Below are 14,393 nucleotides of genomic sequence, written 5' to 3'. Positions count from 1 at the left end.
GTTCGGCCTGCTGGTGATCCTCTGCCCGGTACTCCTGGTTTCGATGGACGGGTCGAAGTTCACGTACTTGGGGCGAGCAAGAGGCGGCGCGTGAAACGCGGGCAGCGCCGTGGCGTCAGTGGTTCGAGCAGGTCCCGACGATCTCCACGGTGTGGCTGATGTCGGAGAACCCGTGCTCCGACGCGATCTTCTCGGCCCAGCGTTCGACGGCGGGGCCCTCGACCTCGACGGTGCTGCCGCACAGACGGCACACCAGGTGATGGTGGTGGTGCGACGAGCAGCGGCGGTAGATGGCCTCGCCGGTGTCGGTGCGCAGGACGTCGATCTCCCCGGCCTCCGACAGCGACTGCAGCGTCCGGTACACCGTGGTGAGCCCGATCCCGTCGCCGCGTTTGCGCAGTTCGTCGTGCAGTTCCTGGGCGGAACGGAAGTCGTCGATCTCCTTGAGCAGGTCGACCACGGCGGACCGCTGTTTCGTCGACCGGCGTCCCGGCACCGGCGCGGAACTGTTGGCTGTCGTGGGACTCATGCTGCTCACTTCCCCTCCTGAACGTGGGCTACGGCGTCGACCACGATATGCGCAAGGTGATCGTCGACCAGCCGGTACACCACCTCACGGCCGCGTCGCTCGCCCTGTACGACGCCGGCCGTCTTCAGCACCCGCAGATGCTGGCTGATCAGCGGCTGTGCGACGTCGAGGGTGTCCACCAGTTCGTGCACGCACCGGTCCGCGCTGCGCAACTGCAGCACGATGGCGATCCGCACGGGTGCGGCGAGCGCTCGGAGCAGGTCGCCGGCGTCCGCGAGAATGCCTGCCGAGGCCGAGGCCGCCGGTTCGGCGGGGGGACGCGCCGTCGAATGCGGTCCGGAGTCCTCCGTGAAGCCAGGGGCGGCCGAGTCCGGGGTCACCGTAGCCATCGCCGCCTCCAAGTTCATCATGATTTCCGAAGTCATTGCCAGTAACACCTCGGCTCCATCTTAGTGTTCCCGCCAGAGGTGGTCTGCTCGCCGACCGGGCGACCACTTGGCGGCCGCGTTACTGCTCCATTCGGGTGACTTCGCAAAGAAATGACTATTCCGCTTCGCATGTGGTCGCTAACGGTGCAAGGTTGTCGCGGAGCGTTTCGTCGCTTCTCGTTACGCTGACGACCGCGCTCGGAGGGCACGGAGAGGCAGTGGGGAGACATGACTCGTTTCGTGACGAAGCTGGCCGCCGCGACGGCGGCCTTCGCTTTGGTGTCGGTTCCGGGGCTCGCCTCGGCGCAGACGACGAAGGCCGTCGATGAGAAGTCCGGGCCCGTGTCGTTCGCGAACGTGGCTTCGATACGCATCGGGAACTCGGGTTCGCTGATCACCGAGACCCAGCGTTCGCCGCTGACCCCCGGTCAGTCGAAACTCTCCCCGGATCGCACCATGGTTCCCCGTGACGAAGGCGAGCGGAAGACGTTCGGCGGCAACTGGGACGTCAACCTCGGCCGCTACGGCACGGCCGCGAATCCGTACCCGGCCGGTATCGCCGCCCGCGACCACAACGTGCTCGCCGCGCTGCGGCAGACCACCGTCCCGACAGCGCTCGCCGAGAGCAACTACGCCCTGGTCGACAACGGGCGCGGCGGCGCGAAGCCCGCCGACAACACCGTGCTGGTGCTGGAAGGCGCGAAGAGCGCCGTGGACTGCACCTCGCCGAGCAAGCCGACGTCGTCGACGAGCGTTGGCAAGATCTGGGTGCGCGACGAGAACGGTGCGCTCAAGCAGTCCGGCGCTTCGGGTGTCGACGTCAAGGGGCTCAAGCTCGGCCCGCCGTCGACCGTCCAGAACGAGAACGTCAGCAAGGACAAGACGAGCTCCGATCTGACCGTGTCCCGGGTGACCGCCTTCGACCAGCTCATCCGGCAGGACGGCTGGCGTAACGGCGACGTCACCGCGGCCGCGGGCTGGAAACTGGAGATCGTCACGCATGTGCGTGACTCGGCGGGCAAGGACCTGCGCGAGGCCCGCACGTCGATCGTGCTCGGCGGGGTGAGCTGCTCGATCCCGAAGAACTTCGTGGCGAAACCCGCGGGCGGGACCGGTCCGGGCGCGGCGCCAGAGCAACCGGCGGTGCCGGGGACCGTGCCCGCGGGCGGTATCCCGCCGCGGACCGCCGACCCGACGCGGACCGTGGCCGGGCTTGGGCTGCTGGGCGCCGGCATCCTGATCGGCGCCGCGGCCATGCTGCTGTACCGCCGCCGCAAGCCCGTCCCGGTGCGGGAGAAGTAGCGTTCCCATGCGGAACTGGCTGGCGGGACTCTCCGCCGTCGCCTCCGCGCTCGCCATCGCCGCGGGCGTGATCGTGCTGACCTGGATACCCCCGGAATCCTCGGTGTCGTTCGCCGAACCCGCCGTCCTGCAGGGGGAGGAGGGCGCGCCCTTGGCGCTGCCCGCCGACAGTTCGACGCGGGGACAGCGGCCCGGCACCATCCGCCTGCCCGAAGGCGGGCTGGCGAAGCTCGTCCGATCCGAGGTCAACGCCGACGGCGTCCTCCCGATCCCGCGCGGTCTCCAGGACGCGGCGTGGTGGGGTGCGCGGCTCGGCGCCGACTCCGGGACCGCGCTGATCTCCGGGCACGTCAACTGGGGTGGCGGGAAGGGCCCGTTCGACGAACTGTGGCGGATGCGGGACGGCCAGGAGGTGACCGTCAGCGACGCGGCGGGCGGGATCTGGGTCTACCGCGTACGCGAGGTCGTCACCGTGCACAAGAACGACCTGCCCGCGCAGGCGGCGAAGCTGTTCGCCCAGAACGGGCCGCACCGGCTGGTGCTGGTCACCTGCGGTGGCGACTACCTCGGCGGGACCGACGGCTACCGGGACAACCGGGTCGTCGTCGCCACCCCCGTCTCCGGCCCTCCCGCCTGACGCCCGGCCCCCACTCCTTCCCGCAACTAGAGGACTACTTGCGGGAAGTCGGTGCAACCCGCGTCAGCTCGCGTCGCGTGTCTAGCGACACCGGCCGTTCCGGCGGCTTGAAGCGAGCAAGGAGAAATACCCGATGGTGGGACAGTTCGACGACGGTGCGACGAGTGGGGAGCAGCCGAAGAAGCGCTCCAAGCTGGGATGGATCCTCGCCTGCGCGGGGGTCTTCGTGGTGGCGGCCGTGGTCGCGGTGCTCGTGTTCACCGGAAAGAGTGATCCGGTCGTCGCGGCGGCCCAGGACCAGGCGAATACGTCGGCGGCGGAGGTCCCAGTAGGGCCGGCTGACACGGGCCAGTCGCCCGGCACGGTCAAACTACCCGGCGGTGGCACGGCGAAACTGATCCGCAAGGAACTGACCGCCGACGGGACCCTCCCCATCCCCGAGGGTCTCGACGAAGCCACCTGGTGGGGTTCGAAACTGGGCGCCGAGCAGGGCGCGTCCCTGCTTTCCGGCCATGTGAACTGGAAGGGCAAGAAAGGCCCGTTCGACGAACTGTGGCGGCTCAAGACCGGCCAGGAGGTCAGTCTCGTCGACACCGACGGCGGCAAATGGGTCTACAAGATCAGCGAGGTCGTCACCGTGCACAAGACGAAGCTGGCCGAGCAGTCGGAGAAGCTGTTCGGGCCGGACGGCCCGCACCGGCTGGTGCTGGTCACTTGCGGTGGCGAGTACGTCGGCGGGACCGACGGCTACGAGGACAACCGCATCGTCACGGCTTCTTTGGTCAGCCGTCCTTGACCCGTTCCAACCTCGCCGGAGGTCGTGCGGGGACGGGCGGTTAGTCTTGTCGTTCCAAGTCCTAACCGTCCCCGCATGCTTCGGAGCGTGGAGTGTCCGCGAACACCATCGAGACCGTCGTCAGCCTGTGTAAGCGTCGAGGCTTCGTTTTCCCGTGTGGAGAGATCTACGGCGGTACCAAGTCGGCGTGGGACTACGGTCCGCTCGGGGTCGAACTCAAGGACAACATCAAGCGCCAGTGGTGGAAGACCGTCGTGCAGAGCCGGGACGACGTCGTCGGCCTCGACTCCTCGGTCATCCTGCCGCGCCAGGTCTGGGTCGCGTCGGGTCACCTCGACGTCTTCACCGACCCGCTGATCGAATGTCTCTCCTGCCACAAGCGTTTCCGCGCCGATCAGCTCGCCGAGGACTTCTCCGCGCGGACGGGCAAGGAGACGACCGAGGACGACCTGTCCGAGGTCCCGTGCCCGAACTGCGGTACCCGGGGTGAGTACACCGCGCCGCGTGACTTCAACATGATGCTGAAGACCTACCTCGGCCCGGTCGAGTCCGAGGAGGGTGTGGCGTACCTCCGTCCGGAGACCGCGCAGGGCATCTTCATCAACTTCCTCAACGTGCAGACCACCGCGCGGAAGAAGCCGCCGTTCGGCATCGGCCAGATCGGCAAATCGTTCCGGAACGAGATCACGCCGGGTAACTTCATCTTCCGGACGCGTGAGTTCGAGCAGATGGAGATGGAGTTCTTCGTCGAGCCGGGCGAGGACGAGACCTGGCACCAGTACTGGATCGACGCGCGCACCGACTGGTACAAGGACCTCGGCATCAAGCCGGAGAACCTGCGTCTTTACGAGCACCCGAAGGAAAAGCTCTCCCACTACTCGAAGCGCACCGTCGACATCGAGTACCGGTTCGCGTTCAACGCGGGCCAGGAGTGGGGCGAGCTCGAGGGCATCGCGAACCGCACCGACTACGACCTGACGACGCACTCGAACAACTCCGGCGTCGACCTGTCGTTCTTCGACCAGGCTTCGAAGCAGCGGTTCCGCCCGTTCGTCATCGAGCCCGCGGCCGGTGTCGGCCGGTCGATGATGGCGTTCCTTGTCGACGCGTACCACGAGGACGAGGTCCCCAACGCCAAGGGCGGCGTCGACAAACGCGCCGTGCTGAAGCTGGACTACCGGCTCGCGCCGTACAAGGTCGCCGTCCTCCCGTTGTCCCGCAACGCCGATCTCACGCCGAAGGCGCGCGACGTCGCTGCGACGCTGCGGAAGCACTGGAACGTCGACTTCGACGACGCCGGCTCGATCGGCAAGCGGTACCGGCGCCAGGAAGAGATCGGGACGCCGTTCTGCGTCACCGTCGACTTCGACACGCTCGACGACCTCGCGGTGACCGTGCGCGAGCGCGACACCATGGCGCAGGAGCGGGTCGCGATCGACAAGCTCGAGGCTTACCTGGCAGGGCGCCTGATCGGCTGCTGACGCCTCTCACGCGTGCTATGAACGGCCCGTTACTTGCGAATTTCGCGAGTAACGGGCCGTTCATCGCATGGGGGCGGGGTTGTGAGTGCCGGAAAGAGGGTTATTGAGGGGTGAGTCAAACATGGCGGGGCGGGTTCGGCGGCGACAGTGGACTCGTCAGGGAGACCTGACGCTCCTTGACTATCCACAAAGGACACTTTTCGCCCTTGCGGTGTCTGGTTGGGGCTGTTTGTGCGGCTTTGGGGGAGGGTCGTGAGTGATAAGGAGGGTTAGAACGACCCAAATCACTCACGACCCCGATCGCGAACCGCACATTTTTGCACAAATCGGTCATTTGGGCACCGGGAAGTGTCCTTTGTGGATAGCCAAGGTGCGGCCGGGCCCCGTGGCCAGCCCTGACCCGCGTGGCGTGCCGGGTCTCCGTGAGGGCCACGGTGGTGTTGCGAAGCCACTTTCGCGACACCGGGTTCTGGTCAGACAAGAGGGGCGCACCCACCCGGCGTCGGCAGACCTGAGTGTCATGAGGGGTCCCCATAGGACGAAAAATGTCTTATGGGGACCCCTCATGACATGTGTGCGGGAGGGGCGCAGGGGCACGAAACCGGGCCCACCCCTGACAACTGTCACCCTCAGGTCGTGACGCGCGGCCCACGGCACGAGCGCCCCCGCACGACAAGCTCGAAGCATGCGAGAACAAGACATCACCGCTGGGGCGGCAGTCAGGCTTTCCGGCCTGCGTAAGCATTACGGCGACGTCCACGCCGTGGACGGGCTCGACCTCACGATCGCGCCGGGCGAGGTGGTCGCGCTGCTCGGCCCCAATGGGGCAGGCAAGTCCACCACGGTCGACATGATCCTCGGGCTCACGAAACCCGACGCCGGCACCGTGACCGTCTTCGGGCGTGAGCCGGGTGACGCGGTCGGTGACGGGATGATCGGCGCGATGCTGCAGGGCGGCGCGCTCGTCGAGGATCTCACCGTCGCCGAGACGGTCGGCATGGTCGCGGCGTTGCACCGCGAGCCGATGCCCGTGCGGGAGGCGTTGCGCCGCGCCGGGGTCGAGGATCTCGGGAACCGGCGCTCCACCAAGCTTTCCGGTGGTCAGAAGCAGCGCGTGCGGTTCGCGGTCGCGCTGGTGAGCGACCCGGATCTGCTGGTACTCGACGAGCCGACCGCCGCGATGGACGTCGGGACGCGCCGCGAGTTCTGGAAGTCCATGTACGAGTACACGAACTCCGGTCGCACGGTCCTGTTCGCGACCCACTATCTCGAAGAGGCCGAAGAGTTCGCCGACCGTGTCGTGCTGATGCGGTCGGGGCGGATCGTCGCGGACGGTTCGGTCGCGCAGGTCCGTGCGCTGGCCGGGGGGCGCACGGTCCGCGCGGCGGTGCCCGCGTCGGCGGAGCCGGTGATCGCCGGGCTGCCCGCGGTCACCGGTTTCGAATTCCGGGGTGACCGCGTCGCGATCTCCAGTTCCGATTCCGACGCCACCCTGCGGGCGTTGATGACCCGCGTCCCGGAAGCGCACGACATCGAGATCAGCGCTGTCGGCCTCGAAGGCGCGTTCCTTTCCCTGACCACCGAAAACGCCGAGGAAGCCGTCCGATGAACCCGACCTATCTCAAAACCGAGATCGTCCGCACCTTCCGTTCGACGCGGTTCGTGCTCTTCGCGATCGCTTTCCCGGTGCTGATGTTCTTGTTGCAGACCAACGTCTTCGCCGTGTCCGACGCGAACTTCGCCGGGGTGATCATGGTTAACATGATGGCCTTCGGCACCTTCTCCGCCGCGATGACGAGTGGTGCCAAACTGGCCATCGAGCGTTCCACGGGCTGGCAGCGCCAGCTGCGCCTGACCCCGCTGACCGGCACCGGTTACCTCGGCGGCAAGGCCCTTTCGGCGATGCTCGTCGCACTCCCGTCGCTGCTGGTCGTCCCGCTGGTCGGTGTCCTCTTCCAGGGCGTCCACCTCGACGCCTCCGGCTGGTCGCGGCTGGTGCTCGGCATCTGGCTCGGCGCGATCCCGCTGGTCCTGCTCGGTCTGTTGCTCGGCCAGTTCGGCACGCCGGACTCGATGCAGCCGATGAACATGATCGTCATGATGGGCATGGGTTTCCTCGGCGGGCTGTGGATCCCGATCGACGGGATGCCGTCGTGGATGAGCGACCTCGCCCAGATCACCCCGACGTACTGGCTGATCCAGCTGGTCCGCCCGGTCGTCACCGACCATCTCCCGGTGAGTTTCCCGGCCGCGCTCGGTGTGCTCGCGGCGTGGACGGCGGTGCTCGGGGCGTTGGTGATCAGGCGTTACCGTAAGGACAGTGCGCGGGTCTGAGAAGGGTGAACTGGTGAACGACTACCCGGGCAGGGTGAAGACGGGTCTGAGCACCCGCGAGAACTGGTGGTCGGATATGCCGCCGCGGACCGGCCGGGGACCCCGGCCGGCGGGATGGCTCATCCTCGGGACCGCCTTCGTCCTGCCGAGCCTCATCCCCGCGGGTGTCGGCCTGTTCACCGCGGGGGCGACCGTGAAGGAACTGGTGGTCGCCGTCCTCCTGGTGCTCTACGGCGCCTTTTACGTCCTGTTCCCGCTCGTCCTGCGGCCGAACCGGCGCCGGATGACCTACGGCTTCTCGGCGGCGATGCTGCTCATCGGCCTCGTCGTGACCTTCCTGCACGAGGGCAACCCGTACGTCCTGATCTACGCGACGGCGGTACTGGCCTTCACCCTGCCGCCGGCGTGGGCCCTGATCCTGGACGGCGGGGCGTTGCTGCTGGTGCTGGTCGTCCAGTTGTCTCTCGGGAAAGGAGATGTCGGCGATCTCGTGGCGGTCGTCTCGATCACGGCGGCGATGTTCTTCATGGCGAACCTGGTGCGTGCGGTGCGGAAACTGGAGGCGGCGAACCAGGAGATCGCGACACTGGCGGTGGCGGGGGAACGCGAGCGCCTGGCGCGGGATCTGCACGACATCCTGGGCCACAGCCTCACCACCATCACGGTGAAGGCCGGGCTGGCCCGCCGGATGCTGGAAAGCGGTAAGGACGACGGCCGCGCGCTTCAGGAGATCCGCGAGGTCGAGGGCCTGACTCGCAGTGCGCTGTCGGATATCCGCGCCACGGTGTCCGAATACCGCGAGGTGTCGCTTTCGGCGGAACTCGTCGGGGCGCGGGCGGCGTTGCGGGCGGCCGAGATCGACGCCGACCTGCCGCACGCGGTGGACAACGTCGCTCCCGCCTTGCAGCGGATCTTCGGTTACGTGCTCCGGGAGGCGGTCACAAACGTGCTCCGGCATTCCGAAGCGAAGCGGGTGAAGGTCCGCTTCGGCAAGACCTGGCTGGAGATCGAAGACGACGGCCAGGGCGGTGACGAGCCTGCCGGGAACGGCCTGCAAGGGCTCGCCGAACGACTGGCCGCGGTCGGCGGTACCTTGACCGCCACCACGCCGTCCGGGGGAGGATGGCTCGTCCGGGCGGAGGTACCGGAGACCACCGTGCGCAGTGACGCGCCCGCGCCGCTCGCCGAACCCGCTGGAGGCTGCGCGTGATTCGGATCCTGCTCGCCGACGACCAGGCGATGGTGCGTGGCGCACTGGCCACGGTGCTCGGCCTCGAAACCGACATCGAAGTGGTCGCCCAGGTCGGTTCCGGGGACGAGGTGCTCGCCACCGCCAAGAAAACCGGCCCGGACGTCGCCCTGCTCGACGTCCAGATGCCGGGCAAGGACGGCCTCGAAGCCGCCGCCGAACTGCACGGCGCGCTGCCGTCGTGCCGGATCATCATCTGTACCACCTTCGGCAGACCCGGCTATCTCTCGCGGGCGATGGCGGCGGGCGCGGCGGGATTCGTGGTCAAGGACGCGCCGCCGGAGCAGCTCGTCGACGCCGTCCGGAGGGTCCACAGTGGACTGCGGGTGGTCGATCCCGCGCTCGCCGCCGAATCCCTCGCCACCGGCGCGAGTCCCCTCACCGGCCGCGAGCACGACGTCCTCAAAGCGGCGAAGGACGGCAGCACGGTGGCCGACATCGCCCGTGCGCTGCACCTCTCCGAAGGCACCGTCCGCAACCATCTTTCGGCCGCGATCGGCAAGACCGGGGCACGGACCCGGGCCGAGGCCGTGCGGCTCGCGGAGGACCACGGCTGGCTCTGAGATCGGCGACCGGCTCTGCGAGAATCACGCCTGTGAGTACCGCCGAACGGACCAAACCCACCCGCGCGAACTGGGTGCGCCGGATCGTGGCGGGCACACTGCTGGTCGTCCTCGCGGTGATCGGCGGGACGGCGTTCCGGGTCTGGCAGGTCGCGCGGGACGACGTGCGCGACCAGGCCGACGTCATCGTGGTGCTCGGCGCGGCCCAGTACAACGGCAGGCCGTCGGAGATCTTCGAGTCACGGCTGGCCAAGGCGAAGGCGCTCTACGACCAGGGCGTCGCCAAGACGATCGTCACCGCGGGCGGCAAGCGGGCCGACGACAACTTCACCGAGGCCCAGGCCGGCGCGCTGTGGCTGCGCAAACGCGGCGTCCCCGTGTCGGCGACGCTTCCGGTCGGCGAGGGCAGCGACACCCTGCGCAGCCTGAAGGCCGTCGCCGAGCAGGTGCGGAAGCGGGGCTGGAAGACCGCCGTGCTGGTCAGCGACCCGTGGCACTCGTTCCGCGCCCGGACCATGGCCGGCGACCTCGGCCTGGACGCCTGGACGTCACCCACCCACAGCGGCCCGATCGTGCGGACCCGTGAGACCCAGGCGCACTACATCGTCCGCGAGACCGGCGCGCTGCTGTACTACCGGCTCACGAAGTCCCCGGCGGACGCTTTGTTCGGTACCGGCGAGGTCTAGGGCGCGGTAAGTGTCGGTGATCGCGCTTAAGCTGGGCTGGTGAGCGACACCTACACCTCGGCCGACAGGGCGCGCCTGCTGCCCGAGCGGCCCAAGGGCGCGGCGCTGGAGGGCGCCGAAGACGGGCGGAGTGCCTTCGCCCGTGATCGCGCGCGTGTCCTGCACTCGGCCGCCCTGCGGCGGCTGGCAGGCAAGACGCAGGTGGTCGGCCCTGGTGAAGGCGCCGAGGTCAGCGGTGTGCCGCGCACCCGGCTGACGCATTCGCTGGAGGTCGCGCAGATCGGCAGGGGGATCGCGGACGAACTGGGCGCCGATCCGGATCTGGTGGACACCGCGGGGCTCGCGCACGACATCGGACACCCGCCGTTCGGGCACAACGGCGAACGCGCGCTGAACGAGGTCGCGCGGTCGTGCGGTGGCTTCGAGGGCAACGCGCAGACGCTGCGGATCCTGACCAGGCTGGAACCCAAGATCCTGCTCGAAGGCGGGGTCGTCGGCGGGCTCAACCTCACCCGCGCGTGCCTCGACGCCGCGACGAAGTACCCGTGGCAGCGTGAAGAGGGCAATCCGAAGTACGGCGTCTATGCCGACGACGCCGCGGTGTTCGCGTGGGTCCGTGAAGGCGCGCCCGAGCGCCGCACCTGCCTGGAAGCGCAGATCATGGACTGGTCCGACGATGTCGCGTACTCGGTGCACGACGTCGAGGACGGGGTGCTGGCAGGCCGGATTTCGTTGCGGGTACTGGCCGATGCCGAGGAGCGCGCGGCGGTGGCCGAGGCGGCACGGCGGTTTTCCGACCAGTCGCAGTCCACTTTGGAGGGTGCGGCGAAGGAACTGCTCGACCTGCCCGTGGTCGCCGAACTCACCCAGCCGGGGCTCGACGGGTCACTCAAGGCACAAGTCGCTTTGAAACGGCTGACGAGCGAACTGGTCGGCCGGTTCGCGACGGCGGTCGTCGGCGCGACACGGGCGGTGTACGGCGAGGGGCCGCTGAGCCGCTACGCCGCGCGACTGGTCATTCCGGAGCAGGTCGCGGCCGAGGTCGCGTTGTTCAAGGCACTCGCGCTGCGGTACGTGATGAGTGACAGGCGGCGACTGGCGATGCAGGACGGCCAGCGTCAGACCGTCGCCGAACTGGTCGAGGCGCTGTGCCGCCGTGCTCCGGACGCGCTGGACGGCCTCTTCCTGCCCGCGTGGGAGGCGGCCCCGGACGACGAGGCCCGCCTGCGGGTGGTCGTCGACCAGGTGGCGTCGCTCACCGACGCGCAGGCCTACGCGTGGCACGCCTGGCACACCGGCCGCCACGGCTAAGCCAACCACTAAGGGAAAGGGGAACTCATCGACAGGAGACGGAGCGGCCAGTCCACGGTACGGTCTGCGGCATGGGCGCTGTCGAAAGCCACCTCCGGTTTGGTCTGGACCTCTACCGGGTGCTGGCGAGCCGCGCGGAGAACGCGTGCTTCTCGCCGTACTCGATCGCGAGCGCGCTCGGCCTGGTGACCCAGGCCTCCAAGGGGGCGACCAGAGAAGAACTGGTCGAACTGCTTGGCGACCCGGAAGAGCTCGCCGACCTGCTGGGCAAGGCGTCGTCGCTGCTCGACGACGGCCCGGAACTCGCGGTCGCGAACACGCTCTGGGCCTGGGACGGGCTGCCCCTCGAAGACTCCTTCCGCGAGGAACTGGCGACGTGGCCGGGTGGCAAGGTCGCGAGCGCGCCGTTCGGGGACGACCCGGAGGCCGCGCGCCTGCTGATCAACGCCGACGTCGCGCGGGCGACTCACGACCTGATCCCCGAACTGCTCCAGCCAGGGACGGTCGCGCCGGACACCGTCGCGGCCATCGTCAACGCGCTGTATCTCAAAACCGCGTGGACCAACCCGTTCGCGCGTGACAACACCGCGCCCGCGGACTTCCACGCGCCGTCCGGTACCCGTACGGTGCCGACGATGTGGCTCGAAAAACAGCTCGACCACACCCACGAGGACGGCTGGCAGGTCGTGCGGCTCGGCGCCGAGGGCGGGGTGGAGGCGATCGTCCTGCTGCCCGACGGCGAACTCGACGACGCCGAACTCGACGCGGGCATACTCGCGCGGCTGTTGGAGAACACCCGGTCCAAGACGCTCGCCCTGTCACTGCCGAAACTCGAACTGGACGTGGCCAGCCCGCTGACGCGGAAGCTGCAGGAACTCGGTGTGCGCACCATGTTCACCGCGCGGGCCGATCTCACCGGCCTCGCCGACGACGACCGGCTCGAAGTGTCCGAAGTCATCCATCAGTGCGTGCTCCGCATCGACGAGCAGGGCCTCGAAGGCGCCGCCGCGACGGCGGTGCTGATGCGGCTGACGTCGATCATGGTCGACGAACCCCTCGAGGTCGCCGTCGATCGCCCGTTCCTCCTGCTCGTGCGGCATGCCACGACGGGTGTGATCTACTTTCTCGCCCGCGTTGTCGAGCCGTGAGGATGGTCAGTGAGTCTTTTCCAGGCTGAGGCGGCGGCCGTGGAGGCCGAAGAGACTCCCACGAGGCCCGGCCGGTTCGCCGCCGCCGACGCCGCCATCATGGGTGGCTTCCTGCTGTTCGCGTTCCTGCTCTACAACGGGCTCTGGCTCGACCTCGAAAAAGGCTATCTCTGGAACAGCGCTTCGGATCAGAACCTGTGGGAGTGGTTCTTCTCCGTCACCGCGGACAACGTGCTGCACCTGAACAATCCGCTGACGACGCAGTTCCAGAACCATCCGCTCGGCGTGAACCTGATGGCCAACACGGCCATGCTCGGCATCGGCATCCCGCTGACGCCGGTGACCCTCCTCTTCGGCCCGACGGTCACCTGGGCCGTCGCGCTCACCGGCGGTCTCGCCGGCACGGCGGCGGCCTGGTACTGGGTCTTTTCGCGGCATCTGGTCACCAACCGGGTCGGCGCGGCCATCGGCGGCGCGTTCGTCGGATTCGCCCCGCCGATGATCTCGCACGGCAACGCGCATCCGAACTTCGTCGCGTGGTTCGTCCTGCCGTTCATCGCGCTGCTGGTGTTCAAGATCGCCCGCGGCGAGCGCCCGGTCCGCAACGGGATCTTCCTCGGCCTGCTGGCGGCGTACCAGATCTTCCTCGGCGAAGAGCCATTGCTGATCTTCGCGATGGCGTTCGTGATCTTCGCCATCGCCTACTTCGCGACGAATTACCGAGAGTTCCCGCCGATGGCGAAACCGCTGGGGATCGGGGTCGGCATCGGTGTCCTCGTGGCGCTGGTGCTGTGCGCGTTCCCGCTGTGGTGGCAGTTCTTCGGCCCGCAGAGCTACCAGGCGATCGAACACGGTCCCGTCGGCAACGACACGGCCGCGTTCACCCGGTTCGCGACGCAGTCGGTCGCCGGGCAGCCACAGGCCGCGGCCGACGTGTCGATGAACCGCACCGAGGAGAACGCCTTCTTCGGCTGGCCGCTCATCGTGCTGATGGTGATCATCACCGTCTGGCTGTGGCGCGAGGTGTTCGCGAGGGCACTCGCCGTCTCGATGTTCGTGATGGCCTGGCTTTCCCTTGGCGTGGAACTGATCGTGGTGCACGAGGAGACCGGCATCCCCGGCCCGTGGAAGCTCCTTTCGGAACTGCCGCTGTTCGAATCGCTGCTGGAATCGCGGCTGGCGATGGGCTGTATCCCGCTCGTCGGCGCCCTGCTGGCACTGGCGACCGAGCGCGTCTACACCGCCGCGTCGAAGCTGCCCGAAGTTTCGGGGGAACGGCGATTCCCCTTGCGGCTGCTGTGGATCGGCGTCGTCATCGCGGTGCTGCTGCCCGTGGCGCCAACGCAACTGGTCGTCAAGGAGCGGCCGCCGACACCGAAGTTCCTCGCCGACGGCACCTGGCGGACCTACGTCGCGCCGGGCGGCACCGTGGTGCCCGTGCCGTTGCCGAGTTCCGGCGAGTCCGAGCCACTGCACTGGCAGATCGACGCCGGGCTGGGCTATTCGATGCCGGAGGGCTACTTCGTCGGGCCGAGCGGTCCGAACGACAAACGTGGCCGCTACGGCGCCATCCAGCGGCCGACGTCGATCATCTTCGACCAGATCAAGCAGACCGGTGTCCCGGCGACCATCACCGAGTCGCAGCGGGTGCAGGCGCTGGACGATCTGCGGTACTGGAACGCCGACGTGCTCGTGCTGATCCCGCGTGAACACCAGGACGCCTTCCGGGCCACCGTGGACCTGCTTTTGCGTAAGCCCGCCGAGTTCGTCGACGGCGTGTGGGTCTGGGACGTGCGGACCATCACCCCCTGACCCTTCCCTCTGTCGCTTCGGGCCACACCACGTCGCGTGAAGGCCCCCTTCCCTCGGCTCAGCCGAGGAAACTCGACCTTCACACCTTCCCCCAGTACATGAAGGCCCCCTTCCTGT

At 68.2% G+C, this 14,393-nt stretch carries 14 protein-coding genes; 12 read left to right on the top strand and 2 right to left on the bottom strand.

The window, feature by feature from the left end:
- Positions 1–115: 115 nt before the first annotated feature.
- Both AB0M65_RS34685 and AB0M65_RS34680 read right to left on the bottom strand, forming a co-directional pair.
- The gene (locus AB0M65_RS34685) at positions 116–529 is read right to left on the bottom strand and encodes a Fur family transcriptional regulator (RefSeq protein ID WP_364037539.1); all 414 of its coding nucleotides are present in this window, start codon (positions 527–529) and stop codon (positions 116–118) included.
- 5 nt (positions 530–534) lie between these two features.
- The gene (locus AB0M65_RS34680; RefSeq protein ID WP_364037536.1) at positions 535–954 is read right to left on the bottom strand and encodes a metalloregulator ArsR/SmtB family transcription factor; all 420 of its coding nucleotides are present in this window, start codon (positions 952–954) and stop codon (positions 535–537) included.
- A 231-nt stretch (positions 955–1,185) separates the two neighbouring features.
- Between AB0M65_RS34680 and AB0M65_RS34675 the strand changes: the two genes are divergently transcribed.
- From AB0M65_RS34675 to AB0M65_RS34620, 12 genes are all read left to right on the top strand, one after another.
- On the top strand, positions 1,186–2,259 hold the full coding sequence (locus AB0M65_RS34675; protein ID WP_364037533.1) for a hypothetical protein: 1,074 nt from the start codon (positions 1,186–1,188) through the stop codon (positions 2,257–2,259).
- Between the two features lie 7 nt (positions 2,260–2,266).
- Positions 2,267–2,896, top strand: coding sequence for a class F sortase (locus AB0M65_RS34670; protein WP_364037530.1), 630 nt, complete (start codon positions 2,267–2,269; stop codon positions 2,894–2,896).
- A 133-nt stretch (positions 2,897–3,029) separates the two neighbouring features.
- Positions 3,030–3,692 carry a class F sortase gene (locus AB0M65_RS34665; RefSeq protein ID WP_364037527.1) on the top strand — a complete coding sequence of 221 codons (663 nt, stop codon included), beginning with the start codon at positions 3,030–3,032 and terminating at the stop codon, positions 3,690–3,692.
- A gap of 92 nt (positions 3,693–3,784) precedes the next feature.
- Positions 3,785–5,173 carry a glycine--tRNA ligase gene (locus AB0M65_RS34660; RefSeq protein ID WP_364037524.1) on the top strand — a complete coding sequence of 463 codons (1,389 nt, stop codon included), beginning with the start codon at positions 3,785–3,787 and terminating at the stop codon, positions 5,171–5,173.
- Positions 5,174–5,858: 685 nt separating this feature from the next.
- Entirely contained in the window at positions 5,859–6,782 is a 924-nt protein-coding gene (locus tag AB0M65_RS34655) for an ABC transporter ATP-binding protein (protein ID WP_364037521.1), read from the top strand.
- Positions 6,779–7,507: an ABC transporter permease gene (locus AB0M65_RS34650; RefSeq protein ID WP_364037518.1), complete on the top strand. Its 729-nt coding sequence runs from the start codon at positions 6,779–6,781 to the stop codon at positions 7,505–7,507. The genes AB0M65_RS34655 and AB0M65_RS34650 overlap by 4 nt, the downstream gene beginning before the upstream one ends.
- Before the next feature lie 13 nt (positions 7,508–7,520).
- Positions 7,521–8,717 carry a sensor histidine kinase gene (locus tag AB0M65_RS34645; RefSeq protein WP_364037515.1) on the top strand — a complete coding sequence of 399 codons (1,197 nt, stop codon included), beginning with the start codon at positions 7,521–7,523 and terminating at the stop codon, positions 8,715–8,717.
- Positions 8,714–9,319 (top strand): response regulator transcription factor, encoded by a 606-nt coding sequence (locus AB0M65_RS34640; protein WP_364037512.1) that lies wholly within the window; start codon positions 8,714–8,716, stop codon positions 9,317–9,319. The genes AB0M65_RS34645 and AB0M65_RS34640 overlap by 4 nt, the downstream gene beginning before the upstream one ends.
- 32 nt (positions 9,320–9,351) lie before the next feature.
- The gene (locus AB0M65_RS34635) at positions 9,352–10,005 is read left to right on the top strand and encodes a YdcF family protein (RefSeq protein WP_364037509.1); all 654 of its coding nucleotides are present in this window, start codon (positions 9,352–9,354) and stop codon (positions 10,003–10,005) included.
- Between the two features lie 39 nt (positions 10,006–10,044).
- Positions 10,045–11,316, top strand: a complete 1,272-nt coding sequence (locus AB0M65_RS34630; RefSeq protein WP_364037506.1) for a deoxyguanosinetriphosphate triphosphohydrolase — start codon at positions 10,045–10,047, stop codon at positions 11,314–11,316.
- A 71-nt stretch (positions 11,317–11,387) separates the two neighbouring features.
- Positions 11,388–12,464 (top strand): serpin family protein, encoded by a 1,077-nt coding sequence (locus AB0M65_RS34625; protein ID WP_364037503.1) that lies wholly within the window; start codon positions 11,388–11,390, stop codon positions 12,462–12,464.
- Between the two features lie 9 nt (positions 12,465–12,473).
- Positions 12,474–14,276 (top strand): glycosyl transferase, encoded by a 1,803-nt coding sequence (locus tag AB0M65_RS34620; RefSeq protein ID WP_364037500.1) that lies wholly within the window; start codon positions 12,474–12,476, stop codon positions 14,274–14,276.
- The last annotated feature ends 117 nt before the right edge of the window (positions 14,277–14,393 follow it).

The sequence above is a fragment of the Amycolatopsis sp. NPDC051071 genome (assembly GCF_040682875.1).
In the GTDB taxonomy this organism is placed as follows: domain Bacteria; phylum Actinomycetota; class Actinomycetes; order Mycobacteriales; family Pseudonocardiaceae; genus Amycolatopsis.
Note: the sequence above shows the minus strand (reverse complement) of the source record. Positions and strands in the feature narration are given on the sequence as shown.

Bases quoted from the DNA above. Each gene is read 5' to 3' on its own strand.
- AB0M65_RS34685 (WP_364037539.1), bottom strand. From the start codon at position 529: ATGAGTCCCACGACAGCCAACAGTTCCGCGCCGGTGCCGGGACGCCGG.
- AB0M65_RS34680 (WP_364037536.1), bottom strand. From the start codon at position 954: ATGACTTCGGAAATCATGATGAACTTGGAGGCGGCGATGGCTACGGTG.
- AB0M65_RS34675 (WP_364037533.1), top strand. From the start codon at position 1,186: ATGACTCGTTTCGTGACGAAGCTGGCCGCCGCGACGGCGGCCTTCGCT.
- AB0M65_RS34670 (WP_364037530.1), top strand. From the start codon at position 2,267: ATGCGGAACTGGCTGGCGGGACTCTCCGCCGTCGCCTCCGCGCTCGCC.
- AB0M65_RS34665 (WP_364037527.1), top strand. From the start codon at position 3,030: ATGGTGGGACAGTTCGACGACGGTGCGACGAGTGGGGAGCAGCCGAAG.
- AB0M65_RS34655 (WP_364037521.1), top strand. From the start codon at position 5,859: ATGCGAGAACAAGACATCACCGCTGGGGCGGCAGTCAGGCTTTCCGGC.
- AB0M65_RS34650 (WP_364037518.1), top strand. From the start codon at position 6,779: ATGAACCCGACCTATCTCAAAACCGAGATCGTCCGCACCTTCCGTTCG.
- AB0M65_RS34625 (WP_364037503.1), top strand. From the start codon at position 11,388: ATGGGCGCTGTCGAAAGCCACCTCCGGTTTGGTCTGGACCTCTACCGG.